The following is a 16,100-nucleotide window of genomic DNA, read 5'->3' as shown; positions in this document are numbered from 1 at the left end:
GCTTCACGGCCGGCCGTCCCGGCTGAAACCACGGTGAAACCGGGTTGAGTCCGCCGTGCCGCACTCTCTGCCGCATGACCACCACGACAACGGCACCTCATCCCCTCGCCATCGCGGCGAAGGGGCTCCGCAAGGCCTACGGGGACAAGACCGTCCTCGACGGCGTCGATCTCGCGGTACCGGCCGGCTCCGTGTTCTCGCTGCTCGGGCCGAACGGCGCGGGCAAGACCACCGCCGTCAAGATCCTCTCCACGCTCGTCACCGCCGACGCGGGCGAGCTGTTCGTCGGCGGCCACGAGCTGGCCGCCGACCCGCAGGCGGTGCGCGCGGCGATCGGTGTGACCGGGCAGTTCTCGGCCGTCGACGGACTGATCACCGGCGAGGAGAACATGCACCTCATGGCGGATCTGCACCATCTGCCCCGGCGCGAGGGCCGTCGGCTCGCCGCCGAGCTCCTCGACCGCTTCGGCCTCACCGAGGCCGCGAAGAAGCCCGCGTCGACGTACTCCGGCGGGATGACTCGCCGCCTGGACATCGCCATGACGCTGGTCGGTTCCCCGCGGATCCTCTTCCTCGACGAGCCGACGACCGGGCTCGACCCGCGCAGCCGCCACACGATGTGGCGCACGATCCGCGACCTGGTCGCCGACGGCGTCACCGTCTTCCTCACCACGCAGTACCTGGACGAGGCCGATGAACTCGCCGACCGCATCGCCGTGTTGAGCGAGGGTCGGATCGCCGCCACGGGCTCCGCCGAGGAGCTGAAGCGCCTCGTGCCGGGCGGCCATGTGCGGCTGCGGTTCACCGACCCGGCCGGCTACCGGGCCGCCCTCGCCGCGTTGCGCGATGTCACCACGGACGACGAGGCGCTCACCGTGCGGATCCCCAGCGACGGCACCCAGCGCGAGCTGCGCTCGGTCCTCGACTGGCTGGACTCCGTCGGCGTCGAGGCGGACGAACTGTCCGTGCACACCCCCGACCTCGACGACGTGTTCTTCGCCCTGACCGACCGCCCCGCCCTTGCCGAGGAGGCCTCCCGATGAGCACCCCCCTGTCCCTCGCCGTGCGCGACTCGTCCACGATGCTGCGCCGTAACCTCCTGCATGCCCGCCGCTATCCGTCGCTCACCCTGAACATCCTGCTGACCCCCATCGTTCTGCTGCTGCTCTTCGTGTACGTCTTCGGCGACGTGATGAGCGCGGGGATCGGTGGCGGTCCGGCCGACCGCACCGCGTACATCGGCTATCTCGTGCCGGGCATCCTGCTGATGACCATCGGTGCCACTCCTGCCGGAACCGCGATCTCCGTCTCGATGGACATGACGGAGGGGATCATGGCCCGTTTTCGTACGATGGCCATCCACCGGGGGTCCGTACTGATCGGGCATGTCGTGGGCAGCGTGCTGCAGGCGGTCGCCGGTGTGCTGGTCGTCGGCGCCGTGGCGGTGGCCGTCGGCTTCCGTTCCACGGACGCGACGGCCCTGGAGTGGCTGGCGGCGTTCGGCCTGACGGTGCTGGTGGCCGTGGCGCTGAGCTGGGTGGCCGTCGGGATGGGCCTGGCCAGTCCGAACGCCGAGGCGGCCAGCAACAACGCGATGCCGCTGATCATCCTCCCGTTCATCTCCAGCGCCTTCGTGCCCATCGACGCGATGCCCGGCTGGTTCCAGCCGGTCGCCGAGTACCAGCCGTTCACTCCGCTCATCGAGACGCTGCGCGGGCTGCTGCTCGGCACCGGGATCGGTAACAACGGGTGGCTCGCGGTCGCCTGGTGCCTGGGCCTGACCGCGCTCGGGTTCTTCTGGTCGCGGGCGCTGTTCAACCGCGATCCGGTGTAGCGGGCGCGCGGGCCGCGTCCCGCAGCTCGTCGCGTCCCAGGGCGGCGTACTCGGCGACCGCGTCGGTGTACGCCGCCCGGTCGGTGTCCTCGGCCGCCCGCCTGGCCCGGTCCGCCGCCATCGTGGGGTGGAAGTCCCGCAGCACCCACAGTCGTTCGGCCAGGGCGATAGTGCGTACGGCTCCGGGGGTACGGTCCGTGAGCCCGGCCGCGCCGAGCGCGTGCAGCACGGTGCCGAGGACGGGGAGCGCCACATGGGCGGCGGCCGGTCCGGCGAGCACGGCGCGCAGCCGGTCGACCGTGTCGGAGACCGGGGCGAGGTGGCCCGCGTACGCGTGCGCCGTCACCGCCGTCGCCTGGATCTGCAGAGCCCACGGGTCGTGCCACGGCTCTCCGTCGTACTGCGCTCCGGCGACCGGCAGCCGGGCGACGGCGCGGCGCCACAGTTCGAGCCCGGCCCCTATGTCGCCGCGGGCGAGCGCGATCTCGGCGCGTACCCCCAGGTCGGGGCTGTAGAAGGGGTCCTTCTGCGCGGTGCCATCGGCTTCCGCCCGCCGCAGCCAGGTCTCGGCCTCGTCCGGGTCCCCGCGCTGCAGGCAGGCGAGCGCGAAGCCCCAGCGGATGCCTACGTAGTCGTTCTCGTCGCCGAACCGGGGCAGTGCCTCGCGGGCCGCCCCGAGGTACCGGTACGCGGCGTCGCCGTCGCCCGTCGTCAGGCAGAGCTGGCTCAGCCGTGAGTGGCCCATGACCTCCAGGGGCGGGCTGTCGACCGGCCCCAGGACGTCGACGACCCGCCGCGCCGAGGCGAGCGTGCGGCCGATGTCGTGCTCGTACTCCCAGACGTAGGTGGCGACGCTCTCGGCGACGGAGGCGACCAACGGGTACTGGCTGTCGCAGAGTTCGCGCAGGACGTCGTAGCCGGGAGGCCGCATCTCGGGTACGGCGACCAGCACGACCGCGATGGCACGCAGCAGCGTGTCCGGCGGGGCCGGGGCCAGCCGGCGCAGGGTGACGAGGTGGCGCAGGACACGCGGGGCGTGGTCCACGATGAGGCTCGCCGCGCACAACACGGCCGCGGCTCGGGCCACTTCGACGTACTCGGGTTCGGGGTGGTAGTGCGAGAGCGGGGCGCCGGTGTCGGCCGCGAGGGCGGAGAGGCGGGCGAAGTCGGAGTCGGTGGACCACAGGGCGGCGAGCACGGCGGTGACGGCGGCGGTGGTGGACCCTTCCCCGCGGGCCAGGGCGTACCGGAGGGCGGCGACGAGGTTGTCCTGCTCGGACTTGATCAGCTCCCGGGTGTCCGGGGATCGCGGGCCCAGCAGTGTGTCGTGCTGACGGACACCGAACTCCCCCGCCCAGGCGCAGAGTTGGCCGACAGCCCGCTCCTCCTCGCCGGATTCCGCGCACCGGGCCGCGCTGAACTCCCGTACGGTCTCCAGCATCCGGAACCGGACCCCTGCCGGTGTGTCGGCGACGGTCAGCAGCGACTGCTCGACGAGCTGTTCCAGCACGACCAGAGCGTTCTCGCCGAGGACCCGTTCCGCCGCGTCCGCGGAGAACCCGCCGGGGAAGACGGACAGCGTGCGCATGGCGGCGCGGGCCTCGTCCGCGAGCAGGTTCCAGCTCCACTCCACGACGGCGTGCAGGGTGCGGTGGCGCTCGGGCACGTCGCGCACGCCGCCGCGCAGCAGGGCGAAGCGGTCGCCGAGGCGGCGCGCGATCTCCGGCACGGACAGGGTCCGCACCCGTGCCGCGGCCAGCTCGACGGCGAGCGGCAGCCCGTCGAGGTGTCCGCACAGTTCGGCGACCGTGGCCGGAGGCAGGTCGACGCCGGGCCGCGCGGCCCTGGCCCGCTGCACGAACAGCTCGGCGGAAGTGTCGGGCCCCAGTTCCGGCAGCGCGTACACGGCCTCCGACGTGAGCCCCAGCGGCGACCGGCTGGTGGCGAGCACGCGCAGCTCGCGGGCGCGGGACAGCAGCGCCTGGACGAGGTCGGCGACGCCCGCGACGACGTGCTCGCAGTTGTCGAGGACCAGCAGCGCGGGTCCGGCGCCGAGGGCCCCGACGATGCCGGACACCGGGTCGACCGGCGCGGGCCCGCCGACGGCGCCGTGCCGCCCCTCCCCCACGCCGAGCGCGGAGGCCACCTCCGTGGCGATGTCCGCGTCCGCGGTGACGCCGGCCAACGGCACGGCGTGCACGACGCGTTGCCCGGCGCGGCGGGTCACGGCGTACGCGAGCCGGGTCTTGCCGAGGCCGCCGGGGCCGACGACGGTGACGGCCCGCGCGTCGCCCAGCAGCCGCTCCACCGCGGCGATGTCCTGGTCGCGGCCGAGGAGCTGGTTCGGTTCGTGGGGTACGCCGTGCCGGACGACGGACGGCTCGTCACGCAACAACTCGTCATGGACAGCGCGGAGTTGGCTTCCGGGGTCGGCCCCCAGCTCCTCCCGCAGTCCACGGCGGTACGTCTCGTAGCGGGCCAGCGCGGTGGGCGGGCCCGCCGTGGCCGCCTCGGCGCGCAGCAGTTCGGCGAGCACCTCCTCGTCGCGCGGCAGCCGCGCGAGGGTCTGCGCAAGCGGCCCCGCCGCCTGGGCGTACCGGCCGAGACGGGCGAGTGCGAGGGCTCTCGCGCGGACGAGGTCCCGGCGGACCGGGGCACGTTCGGCGCGCAGCGCGGTCACGGGATCGTCCGTGTCGCCGTCCTCCTCCGGGGCGCCCTCCCACAGGGCGAGCCCGGTCTCGGCCGCGGCCAGCGCGCCGGCGTGGTCCCCGGCCCTGGCCCGCTCCGCGCACACGGCGGCGTGCCGCAGCAGCGCGGAGCTGTCGACCTGGTCCTCGGTGAGGCCGAGCCGGTATCCGGTCGGCGTGCTCACGATGACGTCGGCGCCCAGCTGGGCCCGTGCCCGCGCGACGAGGACCTGCACCGCCTTGCCCGGCCGCTGCGGCAGTTCCTTCGGCCACAGCCCTGCCACGAGCCGCTCCGTACTGCATCCGGTGCGCGGCTCGCCGGCGAGGAGGGCGAGCAGGCCGCGCAGCCGGGGCGCGGTGACCTCCTGCCCGCGGTGGGCGACGCGGGGCAGGAGGGTCAGGTCGGTGGTCATCCGTGCAGGTTAGCCAAGGGCGCGGGGTGCGGGTCTCAGGCGGTCGAGCGCGGGGCCGACGCGACCGGGGCCGCGGGCCCCGTCGGCGTGGACCGGGGCGGGCGTGCCAGGAGTTGCATGCCGACCGCCGCCAGGCAGGCCACCGCGGCGCAGCTCCAGATCGTCACGTACGCCGACAAGGTCGGGGTGTTCGTCGAGCCGATCACCAGTGCGCCGAGGACGACACCGAACGCGGCGCCACCGACGCTGCCGCCGAGTGTCTTGAAGTTGTTGTAGACGGCGGTGGCGCTGGCCGTGCGGTCGGCCGCGCTGCTCTCCACGATCACCGTGGGCAACCCGCCGAGCGCGAGGCCGACGCCGAAGCCCACCAGGGCGTTGGCGACGGTGAACGGCACCAGGCCCGTGTGCAGCGCGATCAGCCCGCCGTATCCGCAGGTCAGCAGCGTGAACGCGAGCAGGAGCAGGCGGCGGTAGCCGATCCGTTCCGCGAGGTTCGCGCACAGCGAGGAGCCGAGGAAGGCCATGAGGTGCGGAATGAGCCCGCACAGGCTGATCTGCCAGGCCGCGAGGCCGAACCCGTAGCCGGTCCCGTCCGGTGAAGTGGCCATGAAGCTGACCGCGACGGTCTGTCCGCCCAGCAGGACGGCGCCGAGCGCGAACCCGGAGGCGTAGTACGGGGCGCTCGCGCGGCGGCCGAGGGCGCGCACGTCCACCAGGGCATCGGGGCTGCGGAGTTGGAGGCGGGCCCATACGTACAGCAGGGCGACGGCCGCGGCGAGGCCGCCCAGTGTGGGCGCCGACGCCCAGCCCCAGCCGGAGCCACGGGAGACCGTGCCGAGCAGCAGGACCAGGGCCACAGCGAGCAGGGCCGCACCCGACCAGTCCATCCGCCCGCTCGCCCGCGTGCGGGACTCGGGGATCGCGGTGAAGGACAGCGCCACGCACGCGACGGCCAGCGCGGCGAGGGCGAACAGGGTGGGGCGCAACTCGCCGAGGAGCGCGAGCAGCGGTCCGGCCAGCGCGTGGCCGAGCACTGAGCCGAGGGTGAGCGAGCCGACCAGGAGGCCGACCGCCCGGCGCCCGCCGTCGACGCTGAGCCGGTCGCGTACGAGACCGATCTCCAGCGGAAGGAGGGCGGCGAGGGGACCCATCAGGGCGCGGCCGAGCAGCAGCACACCGAGGTTGGGCGCGCACGCCACGAGCAGGGCGCCGACGGCGATGGTGCCGAGCGCGATCCGGATCATGCGCCGGTGTCCGTACAGGTCGCCGAGGCGGCCGAGTGCCGGAACGCTGACGGCGGCGGCCAGGTACTGCACCGAGGTGATCCACTGGGCCTGTCCCGTGCCGATGCCCTGCCAGTGCTGGATCTCGGGGACCAGGGGCACGGCGGCGCCCTGGAGGAAGCCGCTGATCAGCTCGAAGGCGACGAGCAGGCCGACCACGGCGCGCACATTGCCCGCCGGCGACGCGGTGGGTGCGCTCATGCGGCGGCTCCCCGGGCGAGGCGGCCCTCGGCGAGCGCGGCGAGCAGCGCGGCCTGGCGCGGCAGCACGTGGTCGTCGAAGACGGCGCGCGGCGAGTGGTTCACGGCGGCGCGGGCCGGGTCGGCGCCTTCGGGGGCGGCGCCGACGAGCAGCATTGCGCCGGGCACGCGCTGGAGGACGAAGGCGAAGTCCTCGGAGCCGTTGGCCGGCTTGGGCGATTCGTGGACCTGCTCGGCGCCGAACAATTCGCGGGCGGTGTCGAGCGCGAAGCCGGTCTCGTCCGGCTCGTTGACGGTGACCGGGTACTGCACGGTGTACGTCACCTCGGCCTCGACGCCGTGTGCCTCGGCGATGCCGCGCACCAGGCGGGGCAGGCCCTCGATGAGGCGTGCGTGCGCGGGTTCGGAGTAGCTGCGCACGGTGGCCTCGAACGTCGCGGTGTCGGGGATGACGTTCTGCTGGGTGCCCGCGTGGAAGGTGCCGACGGTGACGACGGCCGGGTCGAAGATGTCGAAGCGTCGGGTCACCCAGGTCTGGATCGCGGTGACGATCTCGCAGGCCACGGGGATCGGGTCCTTGGCTCCGTGCGGGGTCGAGCCGTGGCCGCCCTGGCCGCGCACGGTCACGCTCAGCACGTCGGAGGCGGAGGTGACGGTGCCGGCCCGGCTGGAGACCATGCCGCCGGGCAGCCGGTCGGCGGCGACGTGCAGCGCGTACGCCGCGTCGAGTGGCTTTCCGGCCGCGTCCAGAAGGCCCTCGTCGATCATCACGCGGGCGCCGCCGAAGCCTTCCTCGCCGGGCTGGAACATGAACACCACGTCGCCCTCGAGGTGTTCGCGGCGTTCGGCCAACAGCCGTGCGGCGCCGACGAGTCCGGCCGTGTGCAGGTCGTGGCCGCAGGCGTGCATCGCGCCGGGCAGCTCGGAGGCGTAGGGGACTCCGCTGTTCTCGGTGATGGGCAGGGCGTCCATGTCGGCGCGCAGGAGGACGGCGCCGCCGGGCGCGCCGCCGCGCAGGACGGCGGTGACCGAGCTGAGGTCCTTGCCGGTGGTGATCTCCAGGGGCAGTCCTTCCAGTGCGGCGAGGATCTTTTCCTGGGTGCGGGGGAGGTGGAGGCCGAGTTCGGGTTCGCGGTGCAGGGCGCGGCGCAGCGCCACGAGTTCGGGGTGCAGGTCGTGGGCGCGCTCGGTGTACGACGGTGCGGTTACGGGCGACATGCGGGAGCAACCTCCTGAGGGGGTGAGCACAGCGGAACGTGCGGTGGCGCCGTGGTGCCGCGCCTGTCAGCCGGGCAGCAGCAGCTGCCGGGCGATCCCGTTCTTCTGGATCTCGGAGGATCCGGTGAGCACGCGGAACATCCTCAACTTCCGGAAGATGGACTCGACTTCGGCGCCGCGCACGAGGCCCGCCTTGCCGTGGATCTGCACGGCCTCGTCGGCGATCCGGAAGGCGTTCTCGGCGACGAACAGCTTGCACATAAAGGCTTCCGTACGTGGTTCCCTGCCCGCGTCGAGATCGGCGAGCGCGTCGTACGTCATGCTGCGCGCCGCGTAGTACGAGGTGGCCATGTCGGCGAGCTTGTGCTGGATGGACTGGAGCGCGCCGAGCGGTGCGCCGAAGACCTGCCGGGTGCGGGCGAAGTCGACGGTGAGGGCGAGGGCGCGGCGGGCCTGGCCGAGGACGGTCGGGCAGTGCAGCAGCCGGTTGGTGGTGACGCGGCCGAGCCCGATGCGCAGACCGTCGCCGACCTTGCCGAGCAACTGCCCGGGTTCGACACGGCAGTTGTCGAGCACGATGTCGCTCTCGATGTGCTCGCCGGACATCGGCGTCTCGCCGGGCAGCACTGTGCAGCCGGGGGTATCGAGGTCGACGAGGAACGCGGAGAACGCCGGCTTGGCGTCCTCGGGCGCGTCCGGCTCGGGCGCCATCCGTGCGATGAGGACGGAGAAGTCGGCGAACGGCCCTGCGGAGGAGAACACCTTGTGTCCGGTGATCCGCCAGCCGTCGCCTTCGGGCGTGGCGAGGGTGTTCATGGCGCGTACGTCGGAGCCGGCGTCGGTCTCGGTGAGCGAGAAGCAGCAGGCCCGTTCGCCGCGGATGACCGGCTTCAGATACGTCTCGATCTGGCGGTCGGTGGCGTACTGGAGGATCGAACCGGCGCGCAGCGGCCCGCCCATGTCACCGAGCACGCTGTGCTGCAAATTCCGCCCGGAGGCACCCACCTCCTCCTTCAGGGCCGCGAGTTCGGTGTACGTGAGGTCCTGGCCGCCGTGCTCCTTCGGCAGGTGGATGCCGTAGAAGCCGAGTGCGCGGCTGCGCCGCCAGACGGGTTCGAGCTGGACGCGGGTGTACCCGCCCTCCGGGGAGAGACCCAACTCGCTCTCGTAGTCGGCGAGTTCGCCGTCGAGGTATTCGCGCAGTCGGCCCACCAGGTCCTGGAGCCGGGGATTGTCGTCGTACGTGGGGGTGAGGGTGAAGGTCATGGTGGTGCTCGTCTCCTGTCAGTGCACGCGGCGCTCGGCGCCGACCCAGTGGCGCGCGCGGACGGCGCGGCGGTCGATCTTCCCGTTGCGGTTGACGGGCAGCGCGTCCACGAACTCCACGGACCGCGGCTTCTTCACGCGGGCGAGGCGTTCGGCGCAGAAGTCGATGACCTCGCCCTCACTGACCTCGGCGCCGGGCTTGCGCACGACGACCACCTTGACGGCCTCGCCCCACTTCTCGTCGGGCACACCGACGACACACGCCTCGGCGAGGGCGGGATGGGCGTACAGGACGGCCTCGACCTCGCTGCAGTACACGTTGTAGCCACCGGAGATGATCATGTCTTTCTTGCGGTCGACGATGAACAGGTAGCCGTCCTCGCGCAGATATCCCAGGTCACCGGTGTGCACCCAGCCGTCCTTGAAGGTCTCGGCGGACAACTCGGTTTCGTGCCAGTACGCGGTCACGCAGTCGGGACCGCGGGCGACGACCTCGCCGATGCTCCCGGCGGGCAGCGCGGCGCCCGCCTCGTCGACCACGCGTATCTCCGTGTCGAAGACCGGCCGCCCGCAGGACAGCAGCAGGTCGGGGTCGGTGGTGGTGCCCGCGACGACGTCCTCGCGGGTGAGCACGGTGATGCCGCTGGTCGTCTCGACCTGGCCGTAGCCCTGCATGACGATCGGCCCGAACACCTCGACGGCCTCGCGCAGCCGCTGCGGTGAGACCGGGGCGCCGCCGATGTGCAGGGACCGGAGGCCGGACAGGTCGGCGGTGGCGGTCTTCGGGTGGGCGAGCACCATGCCGAGCATGGTCGGCACCAGGAACGTCGAGGTGATCCGCTCGGTCTCGACCGCGGCGAGGAACAACTCGGCGTCCCAGCGCGGCAGGACGACGACGGTGGCGCCGGAGGCGAGCAGAGCGAGCAGCGGCATGCCGGGGGCGTGCGTGATGGGTCCGGCGGCGAGGTAGCACTCGCGGGTCGCGGGTGAGGCGTCGGAACTCATCATGCGCTTGCGCATGTTGGCGAGCCGGTTGCCGTGGGTCTGCACGGCGGCCTTCAGCTTGCCGGTGGAGCCGGAGGTGAAGTTGAGGACGGCGGCGTCATGCTGGTCGACCTCGACGGCGACGGCCCCCTCACCTCCTTCGGCGAGCAACTCCTCGTAGGCGAGGGCCTCTTGGTCGCCGTAGTCGACCAGGAGGCAGTCCACCGACGCGCGCTCCAGGGCGGCGCGGGCGGCTTCGACGCGCTCCCCGTCGACGAACAGGACGCGCACGTCGGCGTCGTCGAGGATGTGCGCGACCTCGTCGACGGAGAGCCGCGGGCTGATCGGCACCCGCACGAGGCCGCTCTTGGACAGGGCCATCTCGGTCTCGACGGCCTGCGCGCAGTTGCCCGCGTACGTCGCGACCGCCTGCCCCGGGGCGAGTCCGCGCCCGATGAGCGCGGAGGCCAGGCGGTTGGTGATCCGCTCCAGCTCTCCGTAGGTCAGCCTGCGTTCACCGCAGATCAGGGCCTCGCGTTCCGGCCAGAAGGTGCTGCTTCGAGTGATGTACGTGCCCAGGTTCAACGGGCTGCTCCCACGCTCGTCGGCTCAAATCGCCATGGCGACCAGTTGGAGACAGCGTGTCTACAAACCTTCGGGGTGTCAATGATCGGGTGTACGCTTCCGAGATCGACCGGGGGACGCGAGAGGAGTCGGACCATGCCGCCGGAAGCGGGCGATCGCCGAGTACGCCGCACCCGACGCCTGTTGCGCGACGCGCTGGTGTCGCTGTCCCTTGAGCGGGGCTACGCGACGGTGACCGTGGAGGACATCACGGAGCGGGCCGACCTGGGCCGGGCCACCTTCTACAAGCACTACACGGACAAGGACGACCTGCTCGACCGCGTGGTGACCGATCTGCTGGACGAGCTGCAGGACCGGCTGCGCCCCCTCGTCAGCGCCTCCGAGACGGGCTTCACCGGCAAGCCGGCCCTGGAGATCTTCCGGCACGCCGACGAGGAGCGGGACGCCTACCGGATGATCCTGCGCGGTGAGGGCGACGGCCGGGCGCTGCGCCAGTTCACGCGGGCGCAGACGGAGGCGACCGCCGGTGTCTTCCGGGCCCGCGCGGAGCACGAGGGGGTCTCACCCCGGATCAGCGTCGACGTCCTGGCGCGCGCCTGGGTCGGCGAACAACTCGCCGTACTGAGCTGGTGGTTGGAGGAGGACCCGCGCCCGATGCCCCCGGAGGAGGCGACGCGGATGCTCCTCGACCTGTCGCTGCGCGGCCGCTACTGGGCCAACGGCTTCGAGGGCGAACCACCGGCCCCCGACCCCGCATAGCGCTCAGTGCACCGCCTGCCCCTTGCCCAGCGCGATCACGCCCGTCTTCGACACGGTGTACAGCTCCGCGTCCCGGCTCGGATTGACACCGATGGTCGCGCCGACCGGGACCTCGACGTTCTTGTCGAGGACGGCGCCGCGCACCACCGCTCCCCTGCCGACCCGTACGTTGTCGTGCAGGACGGAGCCCTGGACGACGGCGCCGTCCTCGATGACGACGCCCGGTGAGAGCACGGAGCGCGTGACCTGGCCGCGGATGACGCAGCCGGGGCTGACGATGGACTCGCTCGCGATGCCGCCCGCGCAGAACTTGGCGGGCGGCAGCTGGCCGGGGTGGGTGTAGATGGGCCAGCGCCGGTTGTCGAGGTTGAAGACCGGGGTGTCCGAGATGAGGTCCATATGGGCTTCGTAGTAGGCGTCGAGGGTGCCGACGTCGCGCCAGTAGCCGTGGTCGCGGTCCGTCTCCCCCGGCACGTGGTTGCCGTCGAAGTCGTAGAGCTGGGCGACGCCGCGCTCGGTGAGCATCGGGACGATCGAACCGCCCATGTCATGAGCCGAGTTGGCGTCCTCGGCGTCGGTCTGGAGCGCGTCGACGAGGACCTTGCTGGTGAACAGGTAGTTGCCCATCGACGCGAAGACCTGGTTCGGAGTGCCGGGCAGCGGCGGCGGGTCGGTGGGCTTCTCCAGGAACGCGTCGATACGTGTGCCGTCGCGGGCCGGGGTGATGATCCCGAAGGACGAGGCCTCACGGCGCGGCACCCGGATGCCCGCCACCGTGACGCCCGCGCCCGACTCGATGTGCTGGGCGAGCATCTGCCGCGGATCCATCCGGTACACGTGGTCGGCGCCGAACACCGCGATGTAGTCGGGCTGTTCGTCGTGGACCAGGTTGAGGGACTGGAGGATCGCGTCGGCGCTTCCCGAGTACCAGCGCGGACCGAGTCGCTGCTGGGCGGGGACCGGGGTGACGTAGTTGCCGAGCAGGCTCGACATCCGCCAGGTGGTCGTGACGTGCCGGTCCAGCGAGTGCGACTTGTACTGCGTCAGGACGCAGATGCGCAGGATGTCGCCGTTGACGAGATTGGACAGGGCGAAGTCGACCAGGCGGTAGGTGCCGCCGAAGGTCACCGCGGGCTTCGCCCGGTCCGCGGTGAGCGGCATCAGCCGCTTGCCCTCCCCACCTGCCAGTACGATCCCGAGCACCGAAGGTCCGCCGCGCATCCCAACCCCCCTGTGATTCATGTGCCGTTGAGGATCTCCTCGTACACGTCGACCGTGCGCCGGGCGATCGCGTCCCAGCCGAACGCTGCCGCCGCCCGCTCCCTGCCCGCCTCGCCCATAGCCCGCGCCGCGTCCGGATCCGCGACGACCCGGTTCAGGGCGTCCGCGAGCCCCGCCTCGAAGCCTTCCGGGTCCGCGGCCTCGTACGGGACGAGCAGCCCCGTCTCGCCGTCCGCGACGACCTCGGGGATGCCGCCGACCTGCGAGGCGACCACGGCGGTGCCGCAGGCCATCGCCTCCAGGTTGACGATGCCGAGCGGCTCGTACACGGAGGGGCACACGAACGCCGAGGCGTGCGTGAGCAGTTGGATGACATCGGTGCGCGGCAGCATGGACGGGATCCAGCGCACCCCGTCACGCGTGGCCTTCAACTCGTCGACGAGCTCCCGGAATTCGCGACCGACCTCCGGAGTGTCGGGAGCGCCCGCGCACAGGATGATCTGCACGCCCTTCGTCAGCTGCTTCGCCGCGCGCAGCAGATGGGGCACGCCCTTCTGCCGGGTGATGCGGCCGACGAAGAGGATGTAGGGGCGCTGCGGGTCGATGTCGTAGCGGCTCAGCACGTCCGTGCCCGCGTCGGCGTGGTAGAGCGAGACGTCGATGCCGTTGTGCACGACACGGACCTTCTTGGGCTCCAGGGCCGGATAGCAGGCGAGGATGTCCTTGCGCATCGCGTGCGACACCGCGATCACACCGTCGGCGGCCTCGATCGCGGTCCGTTCCGCCCACGCCGACAGCGCGTAACCGCCGCCCAGCTGCTCCGCCTTCCAGGGGCGCAGCGGCTCCAGGGAGTGAGCGGTCAGCACGTGCGGGATCCCGAGGTGCAGCGCCGCCAGATGCCCGGCCAGGTTGGTGTACCAGGTGTGGGAGTGCGCGATCTCGCGGCCTTCGAGGGCCGCGGCGATGGACAGGTCCACGGAGAGGGTGCGCAGCGCGTCGTTCGCCCCGTCGAGCGTGGGCCAGGCCCGGTGCCGGCGCACACCGTCGGCCGTCCCCTCGCCCCATGTGTGCACCTCGAGGTCGACGAGGGGGCGCAGCTCGCGCGCCAGGAACTCGACGTGCACTCCGGCGCCGCCGTAGACATCCGGCGGGTACTCCCTGGTCAGCAGTCCCACACGCACGCGCGGCCCCCGTAATCGTCGGTCGGCGACACTCGCTCCGGATCGCTGGTCTAAAGCGCACCCCATGGTCACCCATGGAGGGGCCCCTGCGGAAGGGCGCGGACGCCAACTGGGCCCGAGTCTCCCGCTGGTCCCTGGGGCACCCGCCCTGGGGATGAATCAGGACGCGGCCTACTCCAACGGGAGTAGGACCCAATGCGTGCTCAAGTCGGACGACACGGAGGGCGGAAAAGAGCGATCGTGGAGGGTATGAGAAGCGACCGCGCGCCGCACCGCACCCCCAGGGGCGCCACATGAGCGACCTGGTGCTTTCCGTGCTGCTCTCGCTCGTCTCCGCCGTCGCGTACGCGGGCGGGGCGATCGTACAGGAGCGCGTGGCCGCGACGTCGCCCAAGGCGGCGTACGCCCCGCTGCGCCGGCCCGCGTGGTGGGGCGCAGGCGGACTGAACGGGCTGGGCGCGTTGCTGCACGTCGCGGCGCTCGCCTTCGGCCCGCTCAGCGTCGTGCAGCCGCTGGGCGCCCTCACGATCGTGCTCGCGCTGCCGATGTCGGCGCTCCTGGTGCGCCGCAAGGCCGGGGCGACGGCCTGGCGCGGCGCGATCATGGCGACGGTCGGGCTCGCGGGACTGCTCTCGCTGACCGGTTCCACGACCGAGCAGTCGCTGGACGGGACGCAGCGCCTCTTCGTCGGCCTGATCACGGCGGGCGGCGTGCTGGCCCTGATGTCGACGGCCCGCGTGGCGCACCGGCACCCCGTGGTGCGCGCGGTGCTGCTCGCGGTGGCGGCCGGCGGCGCGTTCGGCATGGCGTCGGTGTTCACGAAGTCCGTGACCGAGAACTGGACCGGACAGCCGTTGGAACAGCTCGCCACGCTCCTGGCGATCACCGGCCTGGCCGGGGCCGGGATGCTGCTGTCGCAGGCCTCCTACCGGGGCGCGGGGCTCGCCGCGCCCCTGGCGACCGCGACGGTCGTGAACCCTGTGGTGGCGGCGACCATCGGCCTCACGATGTTCGGCGAATCGTTCCGGTACGGCACGATCGGCACGGTGCTCGCGCTCGGCTGCGGTGTCGTCGCGGCGGGCGGCCTGATCCTGCTGACGACGGAGCGCATCGGGCGCGGCCGCCGGGCGGGCACCTCGGTCGCCGCCGTCCCGCACGGAGCGTCACCGGCGATCCCGCCCGTGGTGCCGGACAGCCCGGCCGGGCTCGACTCGGTGCCGCTGCCGCCGCGCACGCCGGGAGCCCGGCAGGAGCCGCCGTGCGGGGGCTGGACGGCCGAGGACATCCGGTCCTGACGCCTGCTGTCGGGCCGGATGCGGGATTCAGATCCTGACGCCGCGGGCCCGCAGATACGCCAGCGGGTCCACGTCACTGCCGAAGCCGGGCCCCGTCCGCACCTCGAAGTGCAGATGCGGGCCCGTGCTGTTGCCGGTGGAGCCGGAGCGGGCGATGCGCTGGCCCGCCACCACGCGCTGGCCGCTCTTCACGGACAGCGCGGACAGGTGCCCGTACTGGCTGAACTTGCCGTCGGCGTGCCGGATCACCACTTCGTAGCCGTACGCGCCTCCCCAGCCGGCCGAGACGACGTGTCCGGCGGCGACGGCCTTCACGGAGGTCCCGGTGGGCACCGCGAAGTCGACGCCCGTGTGGTACCCCTTCGACCAGGAGGAACCGGCGGCGCGGTAGGGGGTGCCGAGGGACGCGGCGACGGGGGCGACGACGTTGTGCGTGGTGGCCTTCGCCGTGTCGGCCTTCTTGGCGACGGGCTTCGCGGCCTTCTTCTCCGTCTTCTTCGCGGCCTGCGCCTTCCCCGGCACCGCGAGGCGCTGCCCAGGGGTGATCAGGTCCGGGTCGGCGCCGATCGTGGCGCGGTTCGCCGCGTACAGCGCACGCCAGCCGCCCTTCACGGACCGCTCCGCCGCGATGCCGGAGAGGCTGTCGCCGCTGATGACGCGGTACATCTGGGCGCGCCCCGCCCGTGACTGCGGCGTGGTCTGCGGCCGCACGTCCGGCGCGGCGGCGTTGTGGCTGAGGCCGGCGCGCTGCGAGCACACCGGCCAGGCGCCGGGCCCCTGCCCCTTGAGCACCTTCTCCGCCACGGCGATCTGCTGGTCCTTCGTGGCGAGGTCGGCGCGCGCCGCGTAGGCGGTGCCGCCGTACGCGGCCCAGGTGGAGCGGGTGAACTGGAGGCCGCCGAAGAAGCCGTTGCCGGTGTTGATGTTCCAGTTCCCGGAGGACTCGCACGCGGCGACCTTGTTCCACGTGTGCGCGTCCGCCGCCTGAGCCGTGCCCGCGCCGATGATCGGGATGGCCATGCCCACGCCGCCCACAGTCACGGTGAGCGATGCCCGGTTGACCCGGCTCGGCTGGTACCGGCGGTGCCGGCCGCGTAACGCCATGAATGCCCCCTCAGCCACACGTAGGAGCGGCAAATTAGCCGCTCCTACGGAGGTGGACAAGAGAGCCCTG

At 72.4% G+C, this 16,100-nt stretch carries 12 protein-coding genes; 4 read left to right on the top strand and 8 right to left on the bottom strand.

The features are described 5' to 3' along the window. Window positions 1-74: 74 nt before the first annotated feature. Window positions 75-1,043: an ATP-binding cassette domain-containing protein gene (locus ACIRHA_RS05990; protein WP_403840360.1), complete on the top strand. Its 969-nt coding sequence runs from the start codon at window positions 75-77 to the stop codon at window positions 1,041-1,043. Continuing rightward, window positions 1,040-1,834 carry an ABC transporter permease gene (locus tag ACIRHA_RS05985; RefSeq protein WP_403840358.1) on the top strand — a complete coding sequence of 265 codons (795 nt, stop codon included), beginning with the start codon at window positions 1,040-1,042 and terminating at the stop codon, window positions 1,832-1,834. The genes ACIRHA_RS05990 and ACIRHA_RS05985 overlap by 4 nt, the downstream gene beginning before the upstream one ends. On the opposite strand, the gene ACIRHA_RS05980 is transcribed toward ACIRHA_RS05985, so the two are convergent. The 5 genes from ACIRHA_RS05980 to ACIRHA_RS05960 form a co-directional block, all read right to left on the bottom strand. After that, on the bottom strand, window positions 1,815-4,934 hold the full coding sequence (locus ACIRHA_RS05980; protein WP_403840356.1) for an ATP-binding protein: 3,120 nt from the start codon (window positions 4,932-4,934) through the stop codon (window positions 1,815-1,817). The two genes, ACIRHA_RS05985 and ACIRHA_RS05980, sit on opposite strands and share 20 nt — an antisense overlap. A 35-nt stretch (window positions 4,935-4,969) precedes the next feature. After that, the gene (locus ACIRHA_RS05975; RefSeq protein ID WP_403840354.1) at window positions 4,970-6,418 is read right to left on the bottom strand and encodes an MFS transporter; all 1,449 of its coding nucleotides are present in this window, start codon (window positions 6,416-6,418) and stop codon (window positions 4,970-4,972) included. Further along, window positions 6,415-7,635 (bottom strand): M20 family metallopeptidase, encoded by a 1,221-nt coding sequence (locus ACIRHA_RS05970; RefSeq protein ID WP_403840351.1) that lies wholly within the window; start codon window positions 7,633-7,635, stop codon window positions 6,415-6,417. Before ACIRHA_RS05970 ends, ACIRHA_RS05975 begins: the two co-directional genes overlap by 4 nt. 66 nt (window positions 7,636-7,701) lie before the next feature. Then, window positions 7,702-8,901 carry an acyl-CoA dehydrogenase family protein gene (locus ACIRHA_RS05965; RefSeq protein WP_403840348.1) on the bottom strand — a complete coding sequence of 400 codons (1,200 nt, stop codon included), beginning with the start codon at window positions 8,899-8,901 and terminating at the stop codon, window positions 7,702-7,704. Between the two features lie 18 nt (window positions 8,902-8,919). Further along, window positions 8,920-10,470, bottom strand: a complete 1,551-nt coding sequence (locus ACIRHA_RS05960) for a long-chain fatty acid--CoA ligase (protein WP_403840345.1) — start codon at window positions 10,468-10,470, stop codon at window positions 8,920-8,922. Between the two features lie 135 nt (window positions 10,471-10,605). Between ACIRHA_RS05960 and ACIRHA_RS05955 the strand changes: the two genes are divergently transcribed. Beyond that, window positions 10,606-11,229 carry a TetR/AcrR family transcriptional regulator gene (locus ACIRHA_RS05955; RefSeq protein ID WP_403840343.1) on the top strand — a complete coding sequence of 208 codons (624 nt, stop codon included), beginning with the start codon at window positions 10,606-10,608 and terminating at the stop codon, window positions 11,227-11,229. Window positions 11,230-11,232: 3 nt separating this feature from the next. Here the strand turns inward: ACIRHA_RS05955 and glgC are convergent, their stop codons facing one another. Continuing rightward, window positions 11,233-12,450 (bottom strand): glucose-1-phosphate adenylyltransferase, encoded by a 1,218-nt coding sequence (gene glgC, locus ACIRHA_RS05950; RefSeq protein ID WP_403840341.1) that lies wholly within the window; start codon window positions 12,448-12,450, stop codon window positions 11,233-11,235. Window positions 12,451-12,467: 17 nt separating this feature from the next. Next, on the bottom strand, window positions 12,468-13,625 hold the full coding sequence (gene glgA, locus ACIRHA_RS05945) for a glycogen synthase (RefSeq protein WP_403842120.1): 1,158 nt from the start codon (window positions 13,623-13,625) through the stop codon (window positions 12,468-12,470). 299 nt (window positions 13,626-13,924) lie between these two features. Between glgA and ACIRHA_RS05940 the strand changes: the two genes are divergently transcribed. Then, window positions 13,925-14,926 carry a DMT family transporter gene (locus tag ACIRHA_RS05940; protein ID WP_403840338.1) on the top strand — a complete coding sequence of 334 codons (1,002 nt, stop codon included), beginning with the start codon at window positions 13,925-13,927 and terminating at the stop codon, window positions 14,924-14,926. A gap of 27 nt (window positions 14,927-14,953) precedes the next feature. Here ACIRHA_RS05940 and ACIRHA_RS05935 read toward each other — a convergent pair whose 3' ends face one another. Further along, on the bottom strand, window positions 14,954-16,030 hold the full coding sequence (locus ACIRHA_RS05935) for a transglycosylase family protein (RefSeq protein WP_403840336.1): 1,077 nt from the start codon (window positions 16,028-16,030) through the stop codon (window positions 14,954-14,956). Window positions 16,031-16,100: the final 70 nt, after the last annotated feature.

It is taken from the genome of Streptomyces sp. NPDC102360 (genome assembly GCF_044766085.1).
Taxonomy (GTDB): Bacteria; Actinomycetota; Actinomycetes; order Streptomycetales; family Streptomycetaceae; genus Streptomyces.
Note: the sequence above shows the minus strand (reverse complement) of the source record. Positions and strands in the feature narration are given on the sequence as shown.